Annotated in this window: 22 protein-coding genes; 12 read left to right on the top strand and 10 right to left on the bottom strand. The window is 52.5% G+C overall.

The genetic code is table 11. The features are described 5' to 3' along the window. Positions 1 to 51: 51 nt before the first annotated feature. Positions 52 to 2,328: an ATP-dependent Clp protease ATP-binding subunit ClpA gene (clpA, locus tag BZK40_RS08960; RefSeq protein WP_003036804.1), complete on the bottom strand. Its 2,277-nt coding sequence runs from the start codon at positions 2,326 to 2,328 to the stop codon at positions 52 to 54. Positions 2,329 to 2,358: 30 nt separating this feature from the next. After that, positions 2,359 to 2,679 carry an ATP-dependent Clp protease adapter ClpS gene (clpS, locus tag BZK40_RS08965; RefSeq protein ID WP_003036810.1) on the bottom strand — a complete coding sequence of 107 codons (321 nt, stop codon included), beginning with the start codon at positions 2,677 to 2,679 and terminating at the stop codon, positions 2,359 to 2,361. A 323-nt stretch (positions 2,680 to 3,002) separates the two neighbouring features. Here clpS and cspD point away from each other — a divergent pair, with 323 nt between their 5' ends. After that, positions 3,003 to 3,227: a cold shock-like protein CspD gene (cspD, locus tag BZK40_RS08970; protein WP_003036813.1), complete on the top strand. Its 225-nt coding sequence runs from the start codon at positions 3,003 to 3,005 to the stop codon at positions 3,225 to 3,227. A 74-nt stretch (positions 3,228 to 3,301) separates the two neighbouring features. On the opposite strand, the gene macB is transcribed toward cspD, so the two are convergent. Both macB and macA read right to left on the bottom strand, forming a co-directional pair. Continuing rightward, entirely contained in the window at positions 3,302 to 5,248 is a 1,947-nt protein-coding gene (macB, locus tag BZK40_RS08975; RefSeq protein WP_048215946.1) for a macrolide ABC transporter ATP-binding protein/permease MacB, read from the bottom strand. Next, positions 5,245 to 6,360, bottom strand: a complete 1,116-nt coding sequence (gene macA / locus BZK40_RS08980) for a macrolide transporter subunit MacA (RefSeq protein WP_008785219.1) — start codon at positions 6,358 to 6,360, stop codon at positions 5,245 to 5,247. The genes macB and macA overlap by 4 nt, the downstream gene beginning before the upstream one ends. A gap of 159 nt (positions 6,361 to 6,519) precedes the next feature. On the opposite strand from macA, the gene BZK40_RS08985 reads away from it, so the two are divergent. Continuing rightward, positions 6,520 to 7,467 carry a VirK/YbjX family protein gene (locus BZK40_RS08985; RefSeq protein ID WP_048234957.1) on the top strand — a complete coding sequence of 316 codons (948 nt, stop codon included), beginning with the start codon at positions 6,520 to 6,522 and terminating at the stop codon, positions 7,465 to 7,467. Here the strand turns inward: BZK40_RS08985 and BZK40_RS08990 are convergent. Further along, entirely contained in the window at positions 7,464 to 9,122 is a 1,659-nt protein-coding gene (locus BZK40_RS08990) for an ATP-dependent endonuclease (protein WP_079934520.1), read from the bottom strand. The two genes, BZK40_RS08985 and BZK40_RS08990, sit on opposite strands and share 4 nt — an antisense overlap. Before the next feature lie 371 nt (positions 9,123 to 9,493). Here BZK40_RS08990 and aqpZ point away from each other — a divergent pair, with 371 nt between their 5' ends. The 5 genes from aqpZ to BZK40_RS09015 all read left to right on the top strand — a co-directional run bounded on the left by aqpZ (position 9,494) and on the right by BZK40_RS09015 (position 15,937). Then, on the top strand, positions 9,494 to 10,189 hold the full coding sequence (aqpZ, locus tag BZK40_RS08995) for an aquaporin Z (protein ID WP_003840208.1): 696 nt from the start codon (positions 9,494 to 9,496) through the stop codon (positions 10,187 to 10,189). Positions 10,190 to 10,457: 268 nt separating this feature from the next. Beyond that, positions 10,458 to 11,357 carry a LysO family transporter gene (locus BZK40_RS09000; protein WP_016150624.1) on the top strand — a complete coding sequence of 300 codons (900 nt, stop codon included), beginning with the start codon at positions 10,458 to 10,460 and terminating at the stop codon, positions 11,355 to 11,357. Positions 11,358 to 11,512: 155 nt separating this feature from the next. Beyond that, on the top strand, positions 11,513 to 13,165 hold the full coding sequence (gene hcp, locus BZK40_RS09005; protein ID WP_008785224.1) for a hydroxylamine reductase: 1,653 nt from the start codon (positions 11,513 to 11,515) through the stop codon (positions 13,163 to 13,165). Positions 13,166 to 13,175: 10 nt separating this feature from the next. Then, positions 13,176 to 14,144: an NADH oxidoreductase gene (hcr, locus tag BZK40_RS09010; protein ID WP_003027256.1), complete on the top strand. Its 969-nt coding sequence runs from the start codon at positions 13,176 to 13,178 to the stop codon at positions 14,142 to 14,144. 179 nt (positions 14,145 to 14,323) lie between these two features. Next, positions 14,324 to 15,937, top strand: a complete 1,614-nt coding sequence (locus BZK40_RS09015) for an FAD-NAD(P)-binding protein (RefSeq protein WP_079934521.1) — start codon at positions 14,324 to 14,326, stop codon at positions 15,935 to 15,937. A gap of 74 nt (positions 15,938 to 16,011) precedes the next feature. On the opposite strand, the gene BZK40_RS09020 is transcribed toward BZK40_RS09015, so the two are convergent. After that, a complete protein-coding gene (locus BZK40_RS09020; protein WP_003834302.1) occupies positions 16,012 to 16,446 on the bottom strand; it encodes a DoxX family protein in 435 nt (144 codons plus the stop codon). A 153-nt stretch (positions 16,447 to 16,599) separates the two neighbouring features. Here BZK40_RS09020 and poxB point away from each other — a divergent pair, with 153 nt between their 5' ends. The 4 genes from poxB (at position 16,600) to BZK40_RS09040 (ending at position 22,027) form a co-directional block, all read left to right on the top strand. Next, positions 16,600 to 18,318, top strand: a complete 1,719-nt coding sequence (gene poxB / locus BZK40_RS09025) for a ubiquinone-dependent pyruvate dehydrogenase (protein WP_032943955.1) — start codon at positions 16,600 to 16,602, stop codon at positions 18,316 to 18,318. Positions 18,319 to 18,473: 155 nt separating this feature from the next. Next, positions 18,474 to 19,475: a low-specificity L-threonine aldolase gene (gene ltaE, locus BZK40_RS09030; RefSeq protein ID WP_079934522.1), complete on the top strand. Its 1,002-nt coding sequence runs from the start codon at positions 18,474 to 18,476 to the stop codon at positions 19,473 to 19,475. A 10-nt stretch (positions 19,476 to 19,485) separates the two neighbouring features. After that, positions 19,486 to 20,916 carry an SDR family oxidoreductase gene (locus BZK40_RS09035; protein WP_079934593.1) on the top strand — a complete coding sequence of 477 codons (1,431 nt, stop codon included), beginning with the start codon at positions 19,486 to 19,488 and terminating at the stop codon, positions 20,914 to 20,916. A gap of 97 nt (positions 20,917 to 21,013) precedes the next feature. Beyond that, a complete protein-coding gene (locus BZK40_RS09040; RefSeq protein ID WP_003834312.1) occupies positions 21,014 to 22,027 on the top strand; it encodes a 3-beta-hydroxysteroid dehydrogenase in 1,014 nt (337 codons plus the stop codon). Positions 22,028 to 22,127: 100 nt separating this feature from the next. On the opposite strand, the gene BZK40_RS09045 is transcribed toward BZK40_RS09040, so the two are convergent. The 4 genes from BZK40_RS09045 to cspG form a co-directional block, all read right to left on the bottom strand. Further along, positions 22,128 to 22,958, bottom strand: a complete 831-nt coding sequence (locus BZK40_RS09045; RefSeq protein ID WP_008785229.1) for an N-acetylmuramoyl-L-alanine amidase — start codon at positions 22,956 to 22,958, stop codon at positions 22,128 to 22,130. Further along, complete coding sequence (locus BZK40_RS09050) at positions 22,955 to 23,278, bottom strand: heavy metal-binding domain-containing protein (RefSeq protein WP_001160725.1); 324 nt, start codon at positions 23,276 to 23,278, stop codon at positions 22,955 to 22,957. Before BZK40_RS09050 ends, BZK40_RS09045 begins: the two co-directional genes overlap by 4 nt. A 204-nt stretch (positions 23,279 to 23,482) precedes the next feature. Beyond that, positions 23,483 to 23,671, bottom strand: a complete 189-nt coding sequence (gene ymcF, locus BZK40_RS09055) for a cold shock small protein YmcF (protein WP_071692589.1) — start codon at positions 23,669 to 23,671, stop codon at positions 23,483 to 23,485. A gap of 10 nt (positions 23,672 to 23,681) precedes the next feature. After that, positions 23,682 to 23,894, bottom strand: coding sequence for a cold shock protein CspG (cspG, locus tag BZK40_RS09060; RefSeq protein WP_020996661.1), 213 nt, complete (start codon positions 23,892 to 23,894; stop codon positions 23,682 to 23,684). Positions 23,895 to 24,414: 520 nt separating this feature from the next. Here cspG and BZK40_RS09065 point away from each other — a divergent pair. Further along, positions 24,415 to 24,930, top strand: coding sequence for a lipoprotein (locus BZK40_RS09065; RefSeq protein WP_003834409.1), 516 nt, complete (start codon positions 24,415 to 24,417; stop codon positions 24,928 to 24,930). The last annotated feature ends 170 nt before the right edge of the window (positions 24,931 to 25,100 follow it).

Consider the following 25,100-nt stretch of genomic DNA (forward strand, 5'->3'; position numbering starts at 1 on the left):
TCAGGCGAAAAAAAACCGGGCATTACGCCCGGCTGATTAGGTGATTAAAGATTAATGTGCTGCTTCTGGCTTGTGCTTTTGTGCACTCTGGAAACCATAGGTCAGCTCATTTTTCTCTTTATCCAGCGCAACGGTCACCTGGCCACCATCCACCAGCGAACCGAACAGCAGTTCGTTAGCCAATGGTTTTTTCAGGTTATCCTGGACCACACGCGTCATTGGACGTGCGCCCATTGCGCGGTCATAGCCTTTCTCTGCCAGCCAGTCACGTGCTTCCTGGCTCACTTCCAGAGAGACACCTTTCTGATCCAACTGAACCTGAAGCTCGACGATAAACTTATCAACAACCTGATGAATCACCTCGGTAGAGAGATGATCAAACCAGATAATGTTGTCGAGACGGTTACGGAATTCCGGCGTAAACACTTTTTTGATTTCGCCCATTGCATCAGTACTGTTGTCCTGATGAATCAACCCAATCGATTTACGCTCAGTTTCACGCACACCGGCGTTGGTGGTCATGACCAGCACCACGTTGCGGAAATCCGCTTTACGCCCGTTATTGTCGGTCAGCGTACCGTTATCCATCACTTGCAGCAGCAGGTTAAAGACATCCGGGTGCGCTTTTTCGATTTCATCCAGCAGCAGTACCGCATGCGGATGCTTAATAACAGCATCGGTCAGCAAACCGCCCTGGTCGAAACCGACATACCCAGGAGGCGCACCAATCAGGCGGCTGACGGTGTGGCGTTCCATATATTCGGACATATCAAAACGCAGCAGTTCAATGCCGAGTGCTTTGGACAACTGCACCGTGACTTCGGTCTTACCGACGCCAGTTGGTCCGGCAAACAGGAACGAACCGACCGGTTTATGCTCGTGTCCCAGACCGGCACGGCTCATTTTGATCGCTTCAGTCAGCGCCTCAATGGCTTTATCCTGTCCGAATACCAGCATTTTCAGACGGTTGCCCAGGTTTTTCAGCGTGTCGCGATCGCTCTGCGAAACGCTCTTCTCCGGGATCCGCGCAATGCGGGCCACAACGGACTCGATATCCGCCACGTTGACGGTTTTCTTGCGCTTGCTGACCGGCATCAGACGTGCACGCGCGCCCGCCTCATCAATCACGTCAATCGCTTTATCCGGCAGATGACGATCGTTAATATATTTCACCGCCAGTTCGACCGCTGCACGCACCGCTTTGGCGGTATAGCGGACATCATGGTGCGCTTCGTATTTTGGCTTCAGACCGTTGATTATCTGTACGGTCTCTTCTACCGATGGCTCAGTGACATCAATTTTCTGGAAACGGCGCGCTAACGCACGGTCCTTTTCAAAGATATTGCTGAATTCCTGATAGGTTGTGGACCCTATCACACGGATCTTACCGCTGGAGAGCAGCGGCTTGATCAGGTTAGCCGCATCCACCTGGCCGCCCGATGCCGCACCCGCACCGATAATGGTGTGGATCTCATCGATAAACAGAATGCTGTTAGTATCCTGTTCCAGCTGTTTCAGCAGCGCCTTAAAGCGTTTCTCAAAATCACCGCGATATTTGGTGCCAGCCAACAGCGAGCCGATATCCAGGGAGTAAAGGGTGCAATCAGCCATGATTTCAGGCACATCACCCTGGACGATACGCCAGGCGAGGCCTTCAGCAATGGCGGTTTTACCGACACCAGACTCTCCCACCAGCAGCGGGTTGTTTTTTCTGCGACGGCACAGTACCTGAATGGCGCGCTCCAGCTCTTTGTCCCGGCCAATGAGCGGATCAATTCCGCCCACTCGGGCAAGCTGGTTAAGGTTAGTCGTGAAGTTCTCCATACGGTCCTCCCCGCCAGCTTGCTCTTCGTTATTTGGCTGATTCCCAGAGTCAGAAGACTGACTGGGTTCGTCTTTGCGCGTGCCATGAGAAATAAAATTCACCACATCAAGACGACTTACTTCATGCTTACGCAGCAGATAAGCCGCCTGAGATTCCTGCTCGCTGAAGATAGCGACCAGCACATTTGCGCCGGTAACTTCATTGCGCCCGGAGGACTGAACATGAAAGACCGCACGTTGCAGTACACGCTGAAAACTCAACGTTGGCTGCGTGTCGCGTTCTTCCTCACTGGCAGGCAATACAGGTGTGGTCTGTTCAATGAAGGCTTCGAGTTCCTGACGGAGCGCCACCAGATCCACAGAACACGCTTCCAGCGCTTCGCGGGCCGATGGGTTACTGAGCAACGCCAGTAACAAGTGCTCGACGGTCATAAACTCATGTCGGTGCTCGCGCGCTCTGGCGAAAGCCATGTTTAAACTGAGTTCCAGTTCTTGATTGAGCATAGGCACCTCCCCCAATGTTTATGCCTGCATTCAGGCTTTTTCCAGCGTACACAGCAACGGATGCTCGTTCTCCCTCGCATATTTGTTCACCATCGCTACTTTGGTTTCAGCCACTTCGGCAGTAAACACGCCACAGATAGCTTTGCCTTGATAGTGAACTGCAAGCATCAGTTGCGTTGCACGTTCTACATCATAAGAAAAGAATTTTTGTAACACGTCAATAACAAACTCCATCGGAGTGTAATCATCATTGACTAATATCACTTTATACATAGATGGCGGTTTTAGCGCGTCGCGCAATTTGTCTTCCGCCAGCAGATCGAAATCCAGCCAGTCGTTCGTCTTACCCATTGTCAGTCGTCATCTTCAGTTACGGTTTCCGGCAGAAAATCTTGCCGCTGACAAGCAGCCTATGCGCACAATCAATCTACCTCAAGTATTAGATAACTATCATCTATTAGTGCCATCCGCGACATCTGTCACATAACCGACAATAGCGTTAACTGCTTCAAATTTTGATGCATTTTTACCCTATTCCGTCTGCATGGCGCTTGACGCCCCGCCTGATTTCTCTAAATTGTAGTCTCGAGAGTTGGCGAGGTTTTGAACAGCCCCCACTCCGCCACCGGTTCATTCCATCTTACTTATATAAGATTTACGAAGGATGTCGAAGTATGGAAACGGGTACTGTTAAGTGGTTCAACAACGCCAAAGGGTTTGGTTTCATTTGCCCCGAAGGCGGCGGCGAAGATATTTTCGCCCATTACTCCACCATTCAGATGGATGGTTACAGAACGCTAAAAGCCGGACAGTCTGTCCAGTTTGATGTCCACCAGGGGCCAAAAGGCAATCATGCCAGTGTCATCGTGCCTGTCATTGAAGCAGAAGCTGTCGCATAGCTCTTCTGTCTCATTGTGTACATCCCGCAGTCAAAATGCCAGCCCTTGCGGCTGGCATTTTTATCTCTGTGGCATTATTCCCGCGCCAGAGCATCTACCGGATCCAGACGTGCCGCATTCCGCGCCGGTAGCCAGCCAAACAACACACCGGTTGCAGTCGAACACAGGAACGCCGTCAACAGCGCGACGGGTGAGAATCCAATTTCCCAGCCCGGCAGAAATAGCTGTAGCGTAAAAGCGATCAGCATCGACAGGCTAATGCCCAACGCGCCGCCAACCAGACACACTAACACTGCTTCAATTAAGAACTGTTGCAGCACGTCACTGGCGCGAGCGCCAACCGCCATACGAATACCAATCTCACGCGTTCGTTCGGTTACTGAAACCAGCATAATATTCATCACGCCAATCCCACCGACCACCAGCGAAATCACCGCCACCAGCGTCAGGAAGAGTTGTAATGTACGTGTGGTCTTTTCGGCGGTTTTCAAGATGCCGTCCATATTCCAGGTGAAGAAATCCTTCTTACCGTGGCGCAACGTCAACAGTCGGGTCAGTTGCTGTTCGGCCTGGGCACTGTCAAAACCATCCTTCACCCGCACGGTGATCGAGTTCAGCCACGACTGTCCCATAATGCGCCCGGACATAGTGCTGTAAGGCAGCCAGACACGCAGGATCTTGCTACTGCCAAACATCGACTGTTTCTCTTCTGCAACACCAATCACCGTGGCAGGCATATTCCCCACCAGCACGACTTCGCCAACAACTTTCGCTTTATTGGGGAACAACTGACGACGGGTATTGCTGTCGAGCACCACCACCTGAGCACGGCCCGCCAGTTGCTCGGCGTTAAAGGTGGTCCCTTCGCTAAATGTCATGCCATAGACGTTGAAATAGTCGCCGCTAACGCCATTAGCACTGGCAGCAACGTCGATATTGCCATAGCGTAACCGCAGGTTCTTCGACACCGCAGGCGTTACTGAACTGACCCAGGGCTGCTTCTGTAGCGCCGTCAAATCGTCATACTTCAACGCCTGTTGATATTGCGGATCGTCGTCGCCGAAGTCTTTGCCTGGATAGATATCAATGGTGTTAGTACCAATAGCGCGAATATCTGCCAGTACCAGTTGTTTAGCCGCATCGCCTACCACCACGATCGATACCACCGAAGCAATACCGATAATGATCCCAAGCATGGTCAGTAGCGTACGCATCTTATTCGCGGCCATTGCCAGCCAGGCCATGGTAAGCGCTTCACGAAAACCGCTGACAAACTGGCTCCAGCCGGATGCCGTTTTCACCGTTGGCTCCGCGATATCGCGTCCGCCAGAGGGTTTCTGTGGCGGTGGATTGCGCACAATCTCGCCGTCACGAATTTCAATGACCCGTTCGGCCTGCGCGGCGACCTGGCTGTCGTGAGTAACGATAATTACCGTATGCCCGCGATCGCGCAGCTGATGCAAAATCGCCATCACCTCTTCGCCGGAATGGCTATCCAGTGCACCGGTGGGTTCGTCGGCAAGAATAACCTGCCCCCCGTTCATCAGCGCACGCGCGATACTGACCCGCTGCTGCTGACCACCGGAAAGCTGGGAAGGTTGATAGTCAACCCGGTCACCCAACCCCAGCCGCTGGAGTAATTCCTGCGCACGCGCCAGGCGCTGCTTACGTTCAGTGCCCGCGTAGACCGCCGGTACCTCAACGTTTTGTGCGGCGGTTAAATGCGACAGCAGGTGATAGCGCTGGAAGATAAAACCAAAATGCTCACGACGCAGTTGCGCTAGCGCATCGCTATCCAGCGTAGAGACATCACGTCCGGCAACGCGATACGTACCGCTGGTTGGCTTATCCAGACAGCCGAGAATGTTCATCAGCGTCGATTTACCCGAACCCGACGCCCCGACAATCGCCACCATTTCCCCGGCCTGAATGCTCAAGGATACGTCCTTCAACACCTCAACCTGGCCTTCGCCTGACGGATAGCTGCGGCGGATATGGCTCAGCTCAAGCAATGCTGTCATTTTGCAGCTCCAGCGTTGCCCTCACCGGTAATGACTTCATCCCCCTCTTCCAGCCCTTTCACGATCTCCACATCGGTGTCATTACGCGCGCCGATAACCACTTCACGTTCGCGGGTTTCGCCGTTACGCAGTAGTCTGACGTTATAGCGGTTGTTGCCAATAGGATCGCCCAGCGCCGACAGCGGGATGGTCAGGACATTTTTGACATCAGTGAGCTGGATATGGACCTGCGCGGTCATATCCAGGCGCAGGATCCCTTTCGGGTTTGGAACTTCGAAGCGGGCATAGTAGAAAATCGCATCATTCACTTTCTCTGGCGTCGGAAGAACATCTTTGAGCTTACCTTCATAGCGTGTTTGCGGATCGCCCAGCACGGTAAACCAGGCCTTTTGCCCAGGATGCAGGTGAATTACATCAGCCTCAGAAACCTGCGCTTTTACCAGCATGGTGCTCATATCCGCCAGCGTCAGAATATTAGGGGCCTGCTGGGCGGCAATAACGGTTTGCCCTTGCAGGGTAGTAATTTGCGTTACTTCGCCAGCCATTGGCGCAACGATGCGGGTGTAGTCAAGGTTGGTTTTTGCCGTATCGAGAGAGGCCTGATTACGCTTAATTTGCGCGTCAATTGTGCCAATTTGCGCCTGTTTGACCGCCATTTCGGTGGCCGCCGTGTCGAGATCCTGCTGTGAAACGGCCTGAGTTTTCGCCAGCTGTTGTTGGCGGGAGAGAGTGACCCGCGCCAGCTTCCACTCAGCTTCGGCTTGTAAACGCTGGGCGCGCAATTCCATCAGCGTCGCTTCAACCTCTTTGATTTGGTTTTGCGCCTGTTCAGGATCGATAACACCGAGCAACTGATCTTTTTTCACTTTATCGCCAATCGCAACCGACAGCGTTTTTAACTGCCCGCTGACCTGTGCCCCGACGTCAACTTTACGCAGCGCATCCAGCTTACCGGTCGCCAGCACGCTTTGTTGCAGATCGCCAGGTCGAACAATTAATGTTTGATACTGAGGTAAAGGCGCATTAAGCGTTCGCCAAAGTGCAATTACCGCCACAATAAGGATGACGGCGAACAGAAAATAGCGTTTTTTGATTTTTCCCTTGAGCTTCATAAATGTCCCAATACCCCCAATACGTCCACCAGAGTGGAGTGCTAATCATCAACGTTAAATAAATCGCCGTTGAAAAGCGCAAGAATAACAGAGTTATTGATGAATGGTTAAGATCCGCTGTGCTGAAATTAGTACAAGGGTATCAATCGGATTTATATTATGAGTCAACTAACTGAAAGCACTTTTCTTTCCACCAAACCAGTCACGCGTTTTGGCCTTTTTTTCAGCCTGAGCAGCGGTCATTTACGGCCCGCACATTGCTGGGATAAACGGAGCTTTCGTCGTAAATTTATCTGGCGTTCATTATTGATACCCCGTCTCACTCAGGAATGGATGACTGAACTGGCCCAATGGCCGGATCTTGGCCCCCTGCTCGCCCGTCAACCCCGACTGCCGGTTCGTTTGCACCGTCCTTATCTTGCGGCAAACTTCTCCCGCAAAATGCGTTTAGATGCGGTGCGTTTTCATTACCATTTTATCCGCCACGCATTCTTACCCGCTGAATTTAACGCCTTATTAAGCAATGACGGCTTACATCTGGCGCAAACCGAAGGTAAAGACGGCGATATATTTACCATCACCATGATGATGTTTCCGGTACTGGATAAAGAGGGTGAAGCCACCATTCAGGTGCGCAATGGTGACGGAGACGTGCTAACTAAAATGACGTTTACGTTCTGCGAATATAATGGGAAAAGGACATTATTTATTGGCGGTGTGCAGGGCAATGCGCAACTACCGCACGAAGCAATCCAAAAAGCGACGAAGTCCTGCCATGGAATTTTCCCAAAACGTATTGTGATGGAAACCATTTGCCGTTTAGCCGAACAGTTGAATATTGAAAAAGTTATGGCTGTAAGCAATGAACAGCATATCTTTCGCAGTCAACGCTACCACGATAAAAACAAGGTGATCCATTCTGACTACAACGCTTTTTGGGAGTCGGTTGGCGGTGAGTGCGACAGCAACGGGTACTATCATATTCCGCGCACGCTGGCGCGAAAAAGCGAGGCGGATATTGCGAGCAAAAAACGCGCAGAATACCGCCGCCGCTATCAGCTACTGGACAGCATCCATTCGCAGCTGTCGTCGATGTTTCGCCACTAATCCGCTCTGCCGCGTGCCAGCCACAGCACGCGGGAAAACATTTTTCGCAGCAGCGTTGGCACCGCATCAACGCCCCGCCGCCCGGCTTCCATCGCCACCTCAATGGCCAAATCCGGTTTTGACGAACGATGTATCGCCTTGGAGATAATTTTGCGCATATTCATAGGCACGTTCTCCGGGATTTGCGCCACCCGGTGAAAGACGTCAGCAAACCCCTGGCGATACATAAAGTGTTCCATATCCAGCGCGGGGAGCATGGTCAAATGCTCACGCTCTTCCTCTCTGTCGTCATTCAATAAGCTACGTACCGTGGCCGCGTACTTTTTCCCGGCTTCATCGCCATCGACCAGCACATGCCACTCTATCCCCATCCGGCGGGCGAATTTAACCAGCGGCTTAAGACCGGACTGGGCAAATTCAATGACTTTAATCCCTTCTGCATCAAAGTGATGTCCGCACTGGCGGGCCAGTTCGTTAATAACCCAGGTTTCCGTTTCACCTTCCACCAGCAGCCAGCAGCGGGCAAACAACGATGACGCACGATTAAAACGAATATGAAATGCGATTCGCCGACCATCTTCTGCACTGATCCCACCCGGCCCAAGCCGCCAGGCAGCGACACGGGATGATTCACGTACCAGACGAACAACATGCTCAACAGGCGTAAGGGACAGCAGCTCACCGGAGTTGGTGGTCGCCACTCGCTGCAGAGGCAGTAAATTCAACAAGTGCCAGGCCACCGACAGCATGATGGGATGTAAACGCGTTTCCGGATCTTCCACCAGCAGTAAAGGTCGGGCGTCTTTGTCCAGCCTTAGCGTGCCTTTGGCCTGCAACAAGGTCGAAAACAGGCCCAACAGAATAACCCGGTGCGTACGTCCGCCGGGTTTATCAATCATGCGGTTAATAATGTCCAGATAGCGCCAGCTCCGTTGTTCGTTATTGGAGCGACGGCGCATCAGACGGTAGCGGGACTGGCCAGCCCCCTGCTCGGAAAAATAGTGCTCCAACAACTGAACCATGGCCGATAACCCCTGGCGGATCTGCCCGTCGGTCAGGTTTTGCGGCCGGGTAGCCAGCTCACGCGCCAGAAAATCCAGTTGGCGGGCGGTGACTTCGACATCCGCCGAGTCCGGCACGGTACCGTTGCGGATCCGTCGCATGAATCGCGCGTCGCGCAGACGCAGTACCGGCATCAGACGCACAAGGTGGCGCGCCTGATCGTTAATGTCATCGAGAGGTAATGGATGGCCGTCGCCATCAAGAAAACTGCGCAAGGTAAGAACGCTACCGTCATCCGCACACTCGCCTTCCAGGCGATAAAAAATGCGGTGATAGCCATCCTGGCAAGGCGTCCAACTGGCTTCCAGAGGACGATAGCGACGCACCCGGTAACGACCCGGCTGGGATTCACGAAACGTCAGGATAATGTGCAGGTGGTGTTCCCTGCCCTGTATATCACCCGGCGGGAACCAGAAATCCTCGCGGACAAAATGATACAAGTCTGACTCCGGCGACAGCAGCAGGGTCAAGGCATCCAGCAGACTGGATTTACCCCACGCGTTCTCCCCAATCAGCACGTTGCTCTGCTCCAGCATCAACGACAGACGGTTAATACCGCGAAATCCAACAATCTCAACGCGTTCGAGAATCATATAGCCTCCGGAAATGCTAACTTTTTCCTTCAAGTTATCAGGAGTATAACGGCAAGCGGGCGCTCAGGACACCCGATATCAACCTGGCGTGAATCGCAAAAGCAAAAAAAATAAGAATATTCTTCTTATGTTTTCTCCTGAATATAATTTCAGAACTTAATCATCGTCCTTTCGCTAATTGAACTATGCTTCATTCACCCAAGATTCAAAAAGGAATCGCAACATATTGCCTTAAATCAAATTTTTTCATCAATTTAACTGGCGAAGGGATGATATTTTTTTCTAAAATACCCGCTCTTTCATCATCGTCCCTTTTAGCGATGAATTACCGGGCAAGGAACACGAACCCGGAACTTTTAATTGAGGTGGTTATGTTCAGGAAATTAGCAGCTGAATTCTTCGGTACGTTTTGGCTCGTTTTTGGTGGGTGCGGTAGTGCAGTGCTGGCAGCCGCATTCCCGGAATTGGGAATTGGATTTGCCGGTGTCGCGCTGGCATTCGGCCTGACAGTATTAACCATGGCATTCGCTGTGGGTCATATTTCAGGTGGACATTTTAACCCGGCGGTAACCTTCGGTTTATGGGCTGGCGGTCGTTTCCCGGCAAAAGATGTTATTGGTTACGTTATTGCTCAGGTTGTGGGCGGTATTGTTGCAGCTGCGGCACTGTATCTTATTGCCAGCGGTAAAGCAGGTTTTGATGCAACGGCCAGTGGTTTTGCTTCGAACGGCTTTGGTGAACATTCACCAGGCGGTTATTCCATGCTTTCTGCCGTCGTCATTGAAATTATTCTGACCGCAGGTTTCTTATTAGTGATCCACGGCGCGACCGATAAACATGCTCCGGCAGGTTTTGCACCTATCGCAATTGGTCTGGCGTTAACACTGATTCACTTGATCAGTATTCCGGTCACCAACACCTCCGTAAACCCGGCACGTAGTACCGCAGTAGCCATTTTCCAGGGCGGCTGGGCATTGCAACAATTGTGGTTCTTCTGGGTCATGCCGATTATCGGTGGGGTTCTCGGCGGTCTTATTTACCGCACCCTGCTCGAAAAACGCGATTAATCGCTAACAAAAAGGCCTGGCGAAAGTCAGGTCTTTTTTTTCCTCTCTATATTTCCTTTTATTTGCAACTTTACTCCCCTCTTTGCATTGAGTAGTGTGTATACCCGTTATACTTCAAGTTGCAGATGTGTTGACTGCGCTCGCTCCCCCCAGTCACGTACTTATGTACGCTCCCGGGGATTCACTCCCTTGCCGCCTTCCTGCAACTTGAATTATTTAGGTTATAGTGACGCATTTCGTCTTACTTCTCAGCAAGGATCTGGTTTTCATGTTTTCAGGGCTGTTAATCATTCTGGTTCCCCTAATTGTGGGCTACCTTATTCCGCTCCGGCACAGGACTGCATTACAACTTATCAATCGCCTGTTAAGCTGGATCGTCTACCTTATTCTCTTTTTTATGGGTATTAGCCTGGCGTTTCTGGATAATCTCGCCAGCAACCTGTTAGCCATTCTTCATTATTCTGCGGTCAGCGTGACGGTCATTATACTGTGTAATATTGCGGCGCTGTTCTGGCTGGAGCGTTCGCTGCCCTGGAGACACAACCACAAGCAAGAAAAGCTCCCCTCGCGAATTGCAATGGCGCTTGAGTCGCTTCAGCTTTGCGGCGTCGTCGTCATCGGTTTCCTGCTCGGCCTCACTGGGCTTCCCATTCTGCAGCATGCCACCGAAGCCAGCGAATATACGTTAATCTTTTTACTGTTCCTGGTGGGGATTCAACTGCGCAACAGCGGCATGACCTTAAAGCAAATTGTGTTGAACCGTCGGGGGATGATCGTGGCCGTCGTCGTCGTCGCCAGTTCGATGCTGGCGGGGGTTATCAATGCCTTGATCCTCGGTCTACCGCTGAAAACCGCGCTGGCGATGGCATCAGGTTTTGGCTGGTATTCCCTGTCCGGTATTCTGTTAACCGAATCGTTCGGGCCAGTAATTGGTAGTGCCGCCTTCTTTAACGACCTGGCCCGTGAGCTGATCGCCATTATGTTGATTCCAGGAATGGTGGGCCGCAGCCGCTCTACCGCGCTGGGATTATGCGGCGCGACATCAATGGATTTCACCCTGCCCGTTTTACAACGCAGCGGCGGTCTGGAAATGGTCCCGGCAGCCATCGTCCACGGCTTTATTCTGAGTCTGTTAGTGCCTCTGCTAATGGCGTTTTTCTCCGCCTGACGCCGGGACAAATACCTCTCTGGCGGTAGTCAGCTACCGCCAAAATTGCGCTAAATCAATCTCCCTGCAAGTAGTAGCAGAAATCCCTTTTATCCCTTCGCGCACAGGCATAACCTTAAACATGTATATTAAATATAACTTTAAAAGGTGTGACCATGTTTTGTGTGCAATGTGAACAAACCATCCGTACTCCGGCAGGAAACGGCTGCTCTTACGCGCAGGGTATGTGCGGTAAAACGGCTGAAACCTCCGATTTGCAGGATCTGCTGATTGCTTCCCTACAAGGTCTGTCTGCATGGGCTGTTAAAGCACGTGAATACGGCATCATCGACCATGAGGTTGATAACTTTGCGCCGCGTGCATTCTTCTCCACGCTGACTAACGTTAACTTCGATTCCCCGCGTATTGTTGGCTATGCCCGTGAAGCTATCGCCATGCGCGACGCCCTAAAAGCGCAATGCCTGAACATCGACGCGAACGCAGCGGTCACCAACCCGATGGCCGATCTGCAACTGGTCAGCGACGATCTGGGTGACCTGCAACGTCAGGCCGCTGAATTTACCCCGAACAAAGACAAAGCAGCCATTGGCGAGAACATTCTCGGCCTGCGTCTGCTGTGTCTGTACGGCCTGAAAGGTGCGGCAGCTTACATGGAGCACGCGCACGTTCTCGGTCAGTACGACAACGAAATCTACGCTCAGTACCACAAAATCATGGCGTGGCTGGGTACCTGGCCTGCCGATATGAACGCTCTGCTGGAGTGTTCAATGGAAATCGGCCAGATGAACTTCAAAGTGATGAGCATTCTGGACGCCGGTGAAACCACCAAATACGGCCACCCGACCCCGACTCAGGTCAACGTAAAAGCAACCGAAGGTAAGTGCATCCTGATCTCCGGTCACGACCTGAAAGATCTGTACAACCTGCTGGAGCAGACCGAAGGTACCGGTGTTAACGTTTATACCCACGGTGAAATGCTGCCGGCGCACGGCTACCCGGAACTGCGTAAGTTCAAGCACCTGATCGGCAACTACGGCAGCGGCTGGCAGAACCAGCAGGTAGAGTTTGCCCGCTTCCCAGGTCCGATCGTGATGACCTCTAACTGCATCATCGACCCGACCGTTGGCGCGTACGACGACCGTATCTGGACCCGTAGCATCGTCGGTTGGCCGGGTGTGAGCCACCTCGAAGGCGACAACTTCGGTCCGGTTATCGCTCAGGCACAGCAGATGGCTGGCTTCCCGTACAGCGAAATCCCGCACCTGATCACCGTAGGTTTCGGTCGTCAGACCCTGCTGGGCGCTGCTGATACCCTGATCGACCTGGTGAGCCGCGAAAAACTGCGTCACATCTTCCTGGTTGGCGGTTGTGACGGTGCACGTGGTGAACGTAACTACTTCACCGACTTCGCCACCAGCGTGCCGGATGACTGCCTGATCCTGACCCTTGCTTGCGGTAAATACCGCTTCAACAAACTGGAGTTCGGCGATATCGAAGGCCTGCCGCGTCTGGTGGATGCTGGTCAGTGTAACGATGCTTACTCTGCCATCATCCTGGCGGTAACCCTGGCTGAGAAACTGGGCTGTGGTGTGAACGATCTGCCACTGTCTCTGGTGCTCTCCTGGTTCGAACAGAAAGCGATTGTTATTCTGCTGACCCTGCTGTCTCTGGGCGTGAAAAACATTGTCACTGGCCCGACTGCACCTGGTTTCTTCACACCGGATCTGCTGGCAGTTCTCAACGAGAAATTTGGTCTGCGTTCCGTGACCACCGTTGAAGAAGACATGAAGCAACTGCTGAGCGCGTAAGGAGTAAAGAATGACAATGCCAACTCATCAGTGCCCATGGCGGATGCAGGTTCACCACATCCATCAGGAAACGCCGGATGTATGGACAATTTCGTTGCTATGCCACGATTATTATCCTTACCGCGCCGGGCAGTATGCACTGGTCAGCGTACGTAATTCAGCGGATACGCTGCGTGCTTACACCATTTCTTCAACGCCGGGCGTTAGCGAGTACATCACGTTGACCATCCGCCGGATTGACGATGGCGCAGGTTCACAGTGGCTAACCCGCGACGTGAAGCGCGGCGACTATATCTGGCTGTCGGATGCAATGGGTGAGTTCACCTGTGAAGATAAAGCGGAAGACAAGTTCCTGATGCTGGCCGCCGGCTGTGGTGTCACGCCAATCATGTCAATGCGTCGCTGGTTGGCAAAGTACCGCCCACAAGCGGATGTACAGGTAATCTTTAACGTTCGCTCGCCGCAAGATGTCATTTTTGCCGACGAGTGGCGCGAATATCCGGTGACATTAGTTGCTGAAAACAATGCCACAGAAGGTTTTGTTTCCGGCCGACTGACGACCGAACTGCTGAAAAGCGTACCGGATCTGACCTCGCGTACCGTGATGACCTGTGGCCCGGCACCGTATATGGATCTGGTCGAGAAAGAAGTCAAAGCGCTGGGTGTGACGCGCTTCTTTAAAGAGCAGTTCTTCACACCTGTTGCCGAAGCCGCCACCAGTGGCCTGAAGTTTACCAAGCTACAGCCGGCGAAAGAGTTCTACGCGCCAGTGGGCAGTACGCTGCTGGAAGCGCTGGAAAGCAACAAGGTTCCGGTTGTCGCCGCATGCCGTGCAGGTGTTTGCGGCTGCTGCAAAACCAAAGTGGTTGACGGTAACTACACGGTCAGCAGCACTATGACGCTGACCGACGCAGAAATCGCTGAAGGTTATGTGCTGGCTTGTTCCTGTCATCCGCAGGGTGATTTAGTGCTGGCATAATTGGCCGGGATCTGATGTGCAAAAGGCCGCCTGGCTGTACCGGGTGGCCTTTTTTTATGCTGTCAGGCGTTGCAAAATTCTGATGTTTTCACTCTCCCCGCAAATTATCGACCACACTTACCCTGCGCAGATTAAACATAATCCCCGACTAGCACGTCGAACTTTCTACAAGGATCCCCATGAAAAAAGTGGCCATTGTCGGCGTCGGTCCCACCGGGATTTATACGTTTCATGCCCTGGTTGAGCGCGGTGAACCGCTGGAAATAGAGCTTTACGAGCAAGCTGAAGAGGCGGGCGTTGGCATGCCTTACAATAGCGACAACAACGCAGACCACATGCTGGCAAATATAGCCAGCATTGAGATCCCGCCGATCTATATCAGTTATCTGACGTGGCTTCAGAATCAAAGTGATGACTATCTGGCCCAGTTTCAGATTGAACGCGCGTCTTTGCATGAGCGGCAATTTTTGCCCCGCGTGATCCTCGGCGACTATTATCGCGATCGTTTTTTAGCCATTGTCGAGAAAGCGCAACAAGCCGGTTTCACGATTCGCGTACATGAATCAAGCGAAGTCACCGACCTGCGAGCAGACCCGAATGGGGTTTCTTTGTGGATCAACCACGCGTCACAGCCCGTTGAGGTGGATTTCGCCGCTATCGCCACTGGTCATCTGTGGCCTGAAACGGATGCTCAGGAACGCAAATTTTTCCCCAGTCCGTGGACCGGTCTGATGGACGCGCAGATTGGTGCTTGCCGGGTAGGGATTCTGGGCACCTCGTTAAGTGCTATCGACGCCGCGATGGCTGTGGTCAGTCAGCATGGCACCTTCACTACCAATACCGACCATTCACTGCAATTCACACCTAAATCCGACAGTCAAAACCTGAAGCTGACCCTGATGTCGCGCAGCGGGGTACTGCCTGAAGCGGATTTTTACTGCCCCCTTCCGTATGAATCGCTGAATATCGCGACGCCAGAAGCAATTGAAGATGCCATTGCCCATGGCCAAAACGGATTACTGGACCGCATCTTTCAGCTTATGGCGCAACAACTGCAAGACGCAGCGCCAGGCTGGTGCCAACAGGTGGCGCTTGCGACGCTTAACGCCGACACGTTCCCCGAAGTCTATTTCGCCGACAGGCTCAGACATGACCCTTTTGACTGGGCGAGACGTAACCTGGTAGAAGTTGAGCGCAACAAGCAAAAACAACATACCGTCGCCTGGCGCTATACCTTGCTGCGCCTGCACGAGGTTATCGAGGAGATAGTCCCTCATCTTGATACCCGCGACGAAAAACGTTTCAGGTGCGGACTGGCGCGGGTATTTATTGATAACTATGCGGCAATCCCGTCAGAGTCAGTTCGCCGACTGCTGGCGCTGCACGAAGCCGGGCTGATTGAGATCCTCGCGCTTGGCACAGATTATGAGCGTATGAATGAACAGGAAATGACGGTAATTTCCCACCACGGTCAGCGCAGCGAATTTGATGTGTTTATTGACGCCCGAGGACAACGGGCATTGCAGAGCAAAGATATCCCGTTCCCAACGCTACGCGGTCAACTGCTGGCCTGTGGCGATGAGATCCCGGATATCGGCGAAGATTACACGCTGCAAGCGCCGGAAAACGCCCGCAATCGCATCGCTTTTGGCGGGCTGCCGTGGTTGATGCACGATCGTCCGTTTATTCAGGGACTGGTGGTCAGCGCTGAAATAGGCGCCGCGATGGCAAGGGCATTGACGCAGCGAGCGCTGAGACGTAGGCACAAACTATGGAACAGTGACGACATATAGATTAGCGACAAATTGAACGACGAGGCGGAGCAATGCTACGCTTTCCCGCCTCGGTATTGACTCTCAGATGGTAACTATCGCCAGGCAGAATTCCCGGCAACGGAGTAACGCCCCGCGCCCAAAAACGCCACGGCCAGCGCGCCGATAAAGAAATAAACCAGACTTTCAATCGCCCATGCACCGGTTTTATCCAGTGTCCAGGTTTCACCCATCCCGACCATCAGCCATGCCACAACCATCGTAAACGCCAGCCCTAACGCCGCCGGACGCGTCAGGATGCCAAGAATAATCAGGCACGGTGCCACAACCTCTCCCAACAGAACGCCATACGCAATAAAGCCTGGGAAACCTTTCGCTATCAACATACCGCTGATGCCATCAATACCCGCAAAGAGTTTATGCAGCCCATGAAACAGCATCAGCCCACCGACGGCAAAGCGTAACAATAACTTGCCAAAATCTTCGTGAGTCAGTACTCGGTTAACTGAATTTAATAGTTTTATAACCATTTGAATTTATTCCTTGTTTCACCATGTCCAATAACAAACTACGCTTAATACAGGTTAAATGAAACCTGCCGGAAATAAGGGGGAAATGAGAAGCATAACTATTATCTTCATCTAAACTTGTAACCGGTATCACATTAGAGGAGAAGGAAAACCATGAAACAAACGGTTGCCGCTTTTATTGCTAAAACACTCGAACAGGCTGGCGTAAAACGCATTTGGGGTGTAACGGGTGACTCACTTAATGGTCTGAGTGACAGTCTGAATCGTATGGGAACAATTGACTGGATGCCAACCCGTCATGAAGAGGTTGCAGCCTTCGCCGCGGGCGCTGAAGCGCAGTTGACGGGCGAACTGGCCGTCTGCGCAGGCTCGTGCGGGCCAGGCAACCTGCACCTGATCAACGGGCTGTTTGATTGTCACCGTAACCACGTCCCGGTACTGGCAATCGCCGCGCATATTCCCTCCAGTGAAATAGGCAGCGGTTATTTTCAGGAGACCCACCCGCAAGAGTTGTTCCGCGAATGTAGCCACTATTGCGAGCTGGTTTCCAGCCCAGAACAAATCCCACAGGTGCTGGCAATTGCCATGCGTAAGGCGGTGCTCAACCGTGGCGTTTCCGTGGTGGTTTTACCCGGTGACGTGGCGCTAAAACCTGCACCTGAAAGCGCCACCACGCACTGGTATCATGCGCCGCTCCCGGTGGTGACTCCACAAGAAGAAGAGCTGAGAAAACTGGCGCAACTGCTGCGCTACTCCAGCAATATCGCCCTGATGTGCGGTAGTGGCTGCGCCGGTGCGCATAAAGAACTGGTTGAGTTTGCGGCTAAAATCAAAGCGCCGATTGTTCACGCCCTGCGTGGTAAAGAGCATGTTGAGTACGATAACCCCTATGATGTGGGTATGACCGGGCTGATTGGCTTTTCATCCGGCTTCCATACCATGATGAATGCCGACACACTTATCCTGCTTGGCACCCAGTTCCCCTATCGCCCGTTCTACCCCACCGACGCCAAAATTATTCAGATTGATATCAATCCGGCGAGCATTGGCGCACACAGTAAAGTTGATATGGCGCTGGTAGGCGACATTAAATCCACTCTCCGTGCCCTACTGCCTCTGGTGGAAGAGAAAACCGAGCGGCAATTCCTGGACAAAGCGCTGGAGCACTATCGCGAGGCGCGCAAAGGGCTGGATGATCTAGCCAAACCCAGCGATAAAGCCATTCACCCGCAGTATCTGGCGCAACAGATCAGCCACTTTGCCGCTGACGATGCCATCTTTACCTGCGACGTTGGTACGCCAACGGTGTGGGCAGCACGCTATCTGAAAATGAACGGCAAACGTCGCCTGCTCGGATCGTTTAACCACGGGTCGATGGCGAATGCCATGCCGCAGGCACTCGGTGCACAAGCCACAGAACCAGGACGCCAGGTTGTAGCAATGTGCGGTGACGGCGGCTTTAGCATGCTGATGGGAGACTTTCTGTCGGTTGTCCAGATGAAGCTGCCGGTGAAGATTATTGTCTTCAACAACAGCGTACTGGGATTTGTCGCAATGGAGATGAAAGCGGGCGGTTATCTGACCGACGGCACTGAACTGCACGACACCAACTTCGCGCGGATTGCCGAAGCCTGTGGCATTACAGGCATTCGCGTGGAAAAATCCTCAGAGGTTGATGAAGCGCTACAAAGGGCGATGTCGATTGACGGCCCGGTGCTGGTCGATGTTGTCGTCGCGAAAGAAGAGCTGGCAATCCCGCCGCAGATCAAACTCGAACAGGCCAAAGGTTTTAGCCTGTATATGCTGCGTGCAATCATCAGTGGACGCGGTGATGAAGTGATCGAACTGGCGAAAACGAACTGGCTCAGGTAAAACATCCTTATTAAATCACACACAAAATCATTCATGATGCATCAAGGCGGCTAGCCCGAAAATCCCCAGGAGCATAGGTATACTATGTGACTGGGGTTTAAGGGGGCGGCCAACGCCGAGGCAGCTTGAAGGATGAAGTGTAATAAGGAGACACCATGATTGATTTACGCAGTGATACCGTCACCCGGCCGAGTCGCGCCATGCTGGAAGAGATGATGGCAGCCCCGGTCGGGGATGACGTGTATGGAGACGACCCTACCGTTAACGCCCTCCAGCAATACGCCGCAGAGCTTTCTGGTAAAGAAGCCGCTATTTTCTTACCTACCGGTACTCAGGCTAACCTGGTGGCGCTGCTCAGCCATTGTCAGCGTGGCGAAGAGTACATTGCCGGTCAGGGCGCGCATAACTATCTCTACGAAGCAGGTGGCGCAGCGGTGCTCGGTAGCATTCAACCGCAACCTATCGACGCCGCACCGGATGGCTCCCTGCCTCTGGACAAAGTAGCTGCAAAAATCAAAGTGGACGATATCCATTTTGCCCGCACCCGCTTGCTCAGCCTGGAAAATACCCACAACGGCAAAGTGCTGCCGCGCGAGTATCTGAAAGACGCCTGGGAATTCACCCGTGAGCGTAATCTTGCCCTGCACGTCGACGGCGCACGTATTTTTAACGCCATCGTCGCCTACGGCTGTGAACTTAAAGATGTCACGCAATACTGTGATTCGTTCACCATTTGCCTCTCCAAAGGCCTCGGCACCCCCGTTGGTTCACTGCTGGTCGGCAGCCACGAGTACATCAAACGCGCTATTCGCTGGCGCAAAATGACCGGCGGCGGAATGCGTCAGGCCGGTATTCTGGCAGCGGCCGGGCTGTATGCGCTGAAAAATAACGTGGCGCGTTTGCAGGAAGATCATGACAACGCCGCCTGGATGGCGGAGCAGCTGCGCGAAGCAGGGGCGGACGTCATGCGCCACGACACCAATATGCTGTTTGTTCGCGTTGGCGAAGAGCACGCTGCCGCGCTGGGCGAGTATATGAAAGCGCAAGGTGTGCTGATTAACGCCTCCCCGATTGTGCGCCTGGTGATGCACCTGGACGTATCACGTGAACAACTTGCTGAAGTCGTCGCCCACTGGCGCGCTTTTTTAACCCAATAAGGAGATGGGCGTGCCGCAACGGATTTTGGTTCTTGGCGCCAGTGGCTACATTGGTCAGCATTTGGTACAGGCGCTCAGTCAGCAAGGGCACCAGGTGTTGGCTGCGGCACGTCGCATTGAACGGCTGGAAAAGCAGCAACTGGCCAATGTCAGTTGCCACAAGGTCGATTTGAATTGGCCAGATAACCTCACCCCGCTGCTGACGGGTGTTGATACGGTTTATTATCTGGTTCATGGTATGGGCGAAGGCGGTGATTTTATTGCCCACGAACGTCAGGTGGCGATGAACGTGCGCGATGCGCTGCGTAATACGCCAGTTAAACAACTTATTTTCCTGAGCTCATTGCAGGCTCCCCGGCATGAACAATCCGATCATCTGCGTGCGCGACAGATAACCGCAGACACCCTGCGCGAGTCAGGCGTGCCGATGACGGAATTGCGCGCGGGCATTATCGTGGGAGCGGGTTCCGCTGCTTTTGAAGTCATGCGCGATATGGTTTACAACCTACCGGTTCTCACCCCTCCACGCTGGGTACGCTCGCGTACCACACCTATCGCGCTGGAGAATTTAATGTACTATCTGGTGGCATTGTTGGAAAATCCCACACAGCATCACCGCGTCCTCGAAGCCGCCGGGCCGCAGGTGTTGAGCTATCAGGAACAGTTCGAGCATTTTATGGCGGTCAGCGGTAAACATCGCCTGCTCATCCCCATCCCCTTCCCTACCCGCTGGATTTCGGTCTGGTTTTTGAACGTCATTACGTCAGTGCCGCCAACCACGGCCAAAGCGCTGATCCAGGGCTTAAAACACGACCTGCTGGCCGATGACACCGAATTACGTGCGCTGATCCCACAAAAACTGATTGCCTTTGATGACGCGGTGCGCAGCACGTTGAAGGAAGAAGAGAAACTGGTCAACTCCAGCGACTGGGGTTACGACGCACAGGCGTTTGCCCGCTGGCGTCCAGAATATGGCTATTTCGCCAAACAAGCTGGCTTTAGCGTTGAAACCTCTGCCAGCACAAAAGCGCTGTGGCAGGTTGTGAATCGACTCGGCGGCAAAGAAGGCTATTTCTTTGGCAATATTCTATGGAAGACGCGCGCGGCGTTGGACCTGCTGGTCGGTCATAAACTGGCAAAAGGTCGTCCCGAACACCCACTATTGCAAGTTGGCGACACCGTTGATAGCTGGAAAGTCATCATCGTTGAGCCGGAGAAACAGCTGACGCTGCTGTTTGGAATGAAAGCGCCGGGACTGGGTCGCCTGAGCTTCACACTGGAAGATAAAGGTGACCACCGACGCATTGATGTACGCGCGTGGTGGCATCCGCACGGTATGCCTGGCCTCTTCTACTGGCTGTTGATGATCCCCGCCCACCTGTTCATTTTCAGGGGGATGGCGAAGCGTATAGCCAAACTTGCAGAACAAATCACAGACTAATGATAAAAAGAGCCTGTATTCTTTCATGTTTCCCATTGCATACAGGCGTAATTCACGGAAGAATGCGCACGACGTTTTTTAAACACAGTGGATTGATATGAAGGTACTGGTTACCGGAGCCACCAGCGGCTTGGGCCGAAACGCGGTTGAGTTTTTATGCAGCAAAGGCGTCAGCGTCAGAGCCACCGGTCGCAACGAAGCGATGGGCAAGCTGCTGGAGAAAATGGGCGCAGAATTTGTGCATGCGGATTTGACCGAGCTGGTTTCTTCGCAGGCAAAAGTGATGCTTGCCGGCATTGACACGCTGTGGCACTGCTCCAGTTTCACCTCTCCATGGGGAACTCAGGAAGCTTTTGATCTGGCCAACGTTCGTGCTACCCGCCGTCTGGGCGAGTGGGCCGTAGCCTGGGGTGTACGTAACTTTATTCATATCTCCTCTCCGTCGCTGTATTTTGATTATCACCATCATCGCGATATCAAAGAAGACTTCCGTCCCCATCGCTTCGCCAACGAATTCGCCCGCAGCAAAGCGGCTGGTGAAGAGGTGATTGCGTTGCTCGCCCAGGCCAACCCGCAGACTCGCTTTACTGTCTTGCGCCCACAAAGCTTGTTCGGACCTCACGATAAAGTCTTTATTCCCCGCCTCGCCCATATGATGTACCACTACGGCAGCATCCTGTTGCCGCATGGCGGGAGTGCGCTGGTGGATATGACCTATTACGAGAACGCAGTTCACGCGATGTGGCTGGCGAGTCAGGAAGCCTGCGATAAACTGCCGTCGGGTCGCGCGTACAATATAACCAACGGTGAACATCGCACCCTGCGCAGTATTGTGCAGAAACTTATCGACGAGCTGAATATTGATTGCCGTATCCGCTCTGTGCCCTACCCGATGCTGGACATGATTGCCCGCAGCATGGAGCGCTTAGGCAATAAATCGGCGAAAGAGCCAAAGCTTACGCATTACGGCGTTTCGAAGCTGAATTTTGACTTTACGCTGGATACCAGCCGCGCCCAGGAAGAGTTAGGTTATCAGCCCGTTGTGACGCTGGATGAAGGGATTGAGCGTACCGCGGCCTGGCTGCGCGACCACGGTAAGCTGCCGCGTTAGGCTGATAGCCATTGCAGGGTGGCGGCACAAGCGCCACAAAAACCTGCCAAATTAACCGTAGGCCTGATAAGCGAAGCGCCATCAGGCATTGGTGTCTGCGTTAACCCTGCCCGTATTTCTCCAGTAACGCTTCGGCAATCGCCTGCGTTTCCGCGTCCGCCACGCCATTCCACAACGTCGAGCGGAAGTGCATCTGGAACGCCATAATCACCCGCTGCTGTTCACGCGGCGTCATCTCGGGTTTTACCTCATAGCCATAGCGTGACAGCAGATCGAGCAATGACGCGGTTTCTACCGGCGTATGGGGCGCTCGTCCGGCGAGATAAAATGCCACACGCTGAGCATCCGGCCATGCGCCAATGCCCTGAGCGGCCAGTGCTTGCCACGGAAACAGCGGACCGGGATCGTCCTTACGCTGCGGCGCAATGTCTGCATGAGCCACCACGTTTTGCGGTTTTATGTCGTAGCGGGCGATGATATCTTTCGCCAATGGGATTAACGCCTGAATCTGCGCGGGCTCAAACGGCGCAAAATACTTGCTGCCCGCTGATTTTTGCCAGCCGCGGTTTTCCAGCTCAATACCAATTGAGGTATCGTTAATACGCGTAGCGCCGCGCCAGAAGCTAATCCCCGCATGCCAGGCCAGATCTTTTTCCGGCACCAGTTGCCAGATACGCGGTTTACCATGGTAAAGCGGCGGCACTGCGGGGATCAAATAGTGTGAACTGACGTTTTTATCGGTCAGCGTAGCCAGGGAAGAGTCAAAATCATCGGCCGTGTAATGGATAACCAGTACTTTAATGCGTGGATAAGCAGCCTGGGCCTGACGGCGGGTATCTAACTGATACCCGTCTTTGTCGACAATCCCTTTTTCGCCAGCACATCCCACCAGCAACAGCGTAAATGCCAGCAGACACAACAGACGTTTCATCGGCGAGTTTTCACCGCGGTACCGCTAACGCTCACCATCAGCATGCTACCGTCTTTGCCTACGGTTTCGTAATCGATATCGATACCGACCACCGCATCAGCACCCAGCGCTTTCGCCTGTTCGCCCAGCTCCTGAAAAGCAATTTCACGCGCTTTACGCAGCTCTTTTTCATACGCGCCGGAGCGACCGCCGACAATATCGCGAATACCGGCAAAAAAATCGCGGAAGATATTCGCGCCTAAAATGGCTTCACCGGTAACAACACCGCAGTACTCCACGATGCTCTGTCCTTCCAGCGTAGGGGTTGTCGAAAACTGCATGGTTAATCTCCTTTTTGCGCTAAGAGTACGACCTCAAAAGCATTATCAAACCAATACACTATGACACTCAAAGGAAAGCCCGCCAAATAAAACTGCTATCCTTGTTGATGTGTAGCGGTTTCAGGTGGTGCGTTTTTTATTTTTATTTGACTGGCATGCCGCCAAAAATAAAAAAGCCCCCAGATGCTTGGGGGCCTGAAGTTATTATTTTCTAAAATCTAATGGCGCCTGGCCGGACTGAATGTACATTGCTACGTTATCAAATGTAATCATTTTTGATTTACAAAAAATACATTTTGCCCCGAACGGATTTCCCTCAGTAACATCAAAGGTTGATGTTCTGTATTGGGAACCATGGCAACATGGACAGCGAAAGTGAATATGATTAGTAATAATAGTTACCTCAAAGCGCCACAACATTAATTGCGGATGGACCTTTAGGTCCCTGCTCCACACCGAATTCGACTTTCTGGTTTTCATTCAGCGTCTTAAACTCATTACTTTGAATCGCTGAGAAATGGACAAAGACATCTTTGCTGCCATCTGCCGGCGTAATGAAGCCAAAACCTTTTTCAGGATTGAACCATTTAACTAAACCAGTCATTTTAGTAGACATATATTTATTCCTTAATTTGAGCCTTTCGGCAAGCTTGGTTTTTATGACAGAAACTTCGTAGTGCTTAATGAAGAGACTCAAAGAGGGGATAAACGGATTACACCTGAAAATGAGAACTGCTTGAGTAAACTACTTTGTATATCGTCTGTTATTCAAACCGACCGGATCATTAACGCACGGGCACCGAGATTAAGCAACTCTTATTTTAGCCATCCGGAGTCCCTTATAGCCAACAGCACGGCATGAATTTTGTTTAGCTAGGCGTAAAGCGCGGCAAATGGAACATGCAAATGCTCAGATGGTCTATACAGTATAAGAAGCATGAATGGCCGCCAACGCCCCGTTGCAGGTTGATATACTAAAGCTGAAGCTGGCAACGAGCGCCACCAACATACTTCAGGTGGGGTGTCCGCGAATTTGCTTTAGCAAAAACAATGTGTTAATCGATCATACAATCTTTAGTGAGACCGAATTGTTCATCGTAGAACACAATTAGTAGGAAGCTTATAAGGAAATCATTATGCGCTATTCGAAACTCTCTCTGCTGGTTCCATGTGCACTACTTCTCAGCGCCTGTACGACCGTGACGCCGGTCTATAAAGATAACGGCACGCGTAGTGGTTCATGCATAGAAGGTGGGCCAGACAGCGTGGCTCAACAATTCTATGATTACCGTATTCAGCATCGAAACAATGATATTACCGCCCTTCGTCCGTACCTGAGCGACAATCTGGCTAAACTGCTGACCGATGCCAGCCGTGATAATGCACACCGCGATCTGTTTAACAGCGATCCGTTCTCCAGTCGTGCTACGTTACCAGACAGCGCCAGTGTCGCCAGCGCATCGACTATTCCGAATAGTGATGCACGCAACATTCCACTGCGCGTAGAGCTGAAACAGGGTGACCAAAGCTGGCGTGATGAAGTGCTGATGATCCGTGAAGGTCAGTGCTGGGTCGTTGATGATGTACGCTATCTGGGCGGCAGCGTACACGCGCCAGCCGGGACGCTGCGCCAGTCTGTCGAAAACCGCTAACCGCCCCATTCACCCGCTTAAATCATAACCCCCATAAATTGTCTGGCATTCTGCATAGAATGCCGACATTTATTCTTGCCCACTGGTGGCCCCGCTATTTTGTGCTATGTTTAGAGAAGAATGCGGTTTGCATTTAACTTTTAACGCATAAATATTGCATAACTATTCTG

Origin of the sequence: Citrobacter portucalensis (assembly GCF_002042885.1) — a bacterium.
Classification (GTDB): Bacteria; Pseudomonadota; Gammaproteobacteria; order Enterobacterales; family Enterobacteriaceae; genus Citrobacter; species Citrobacter portucalensis.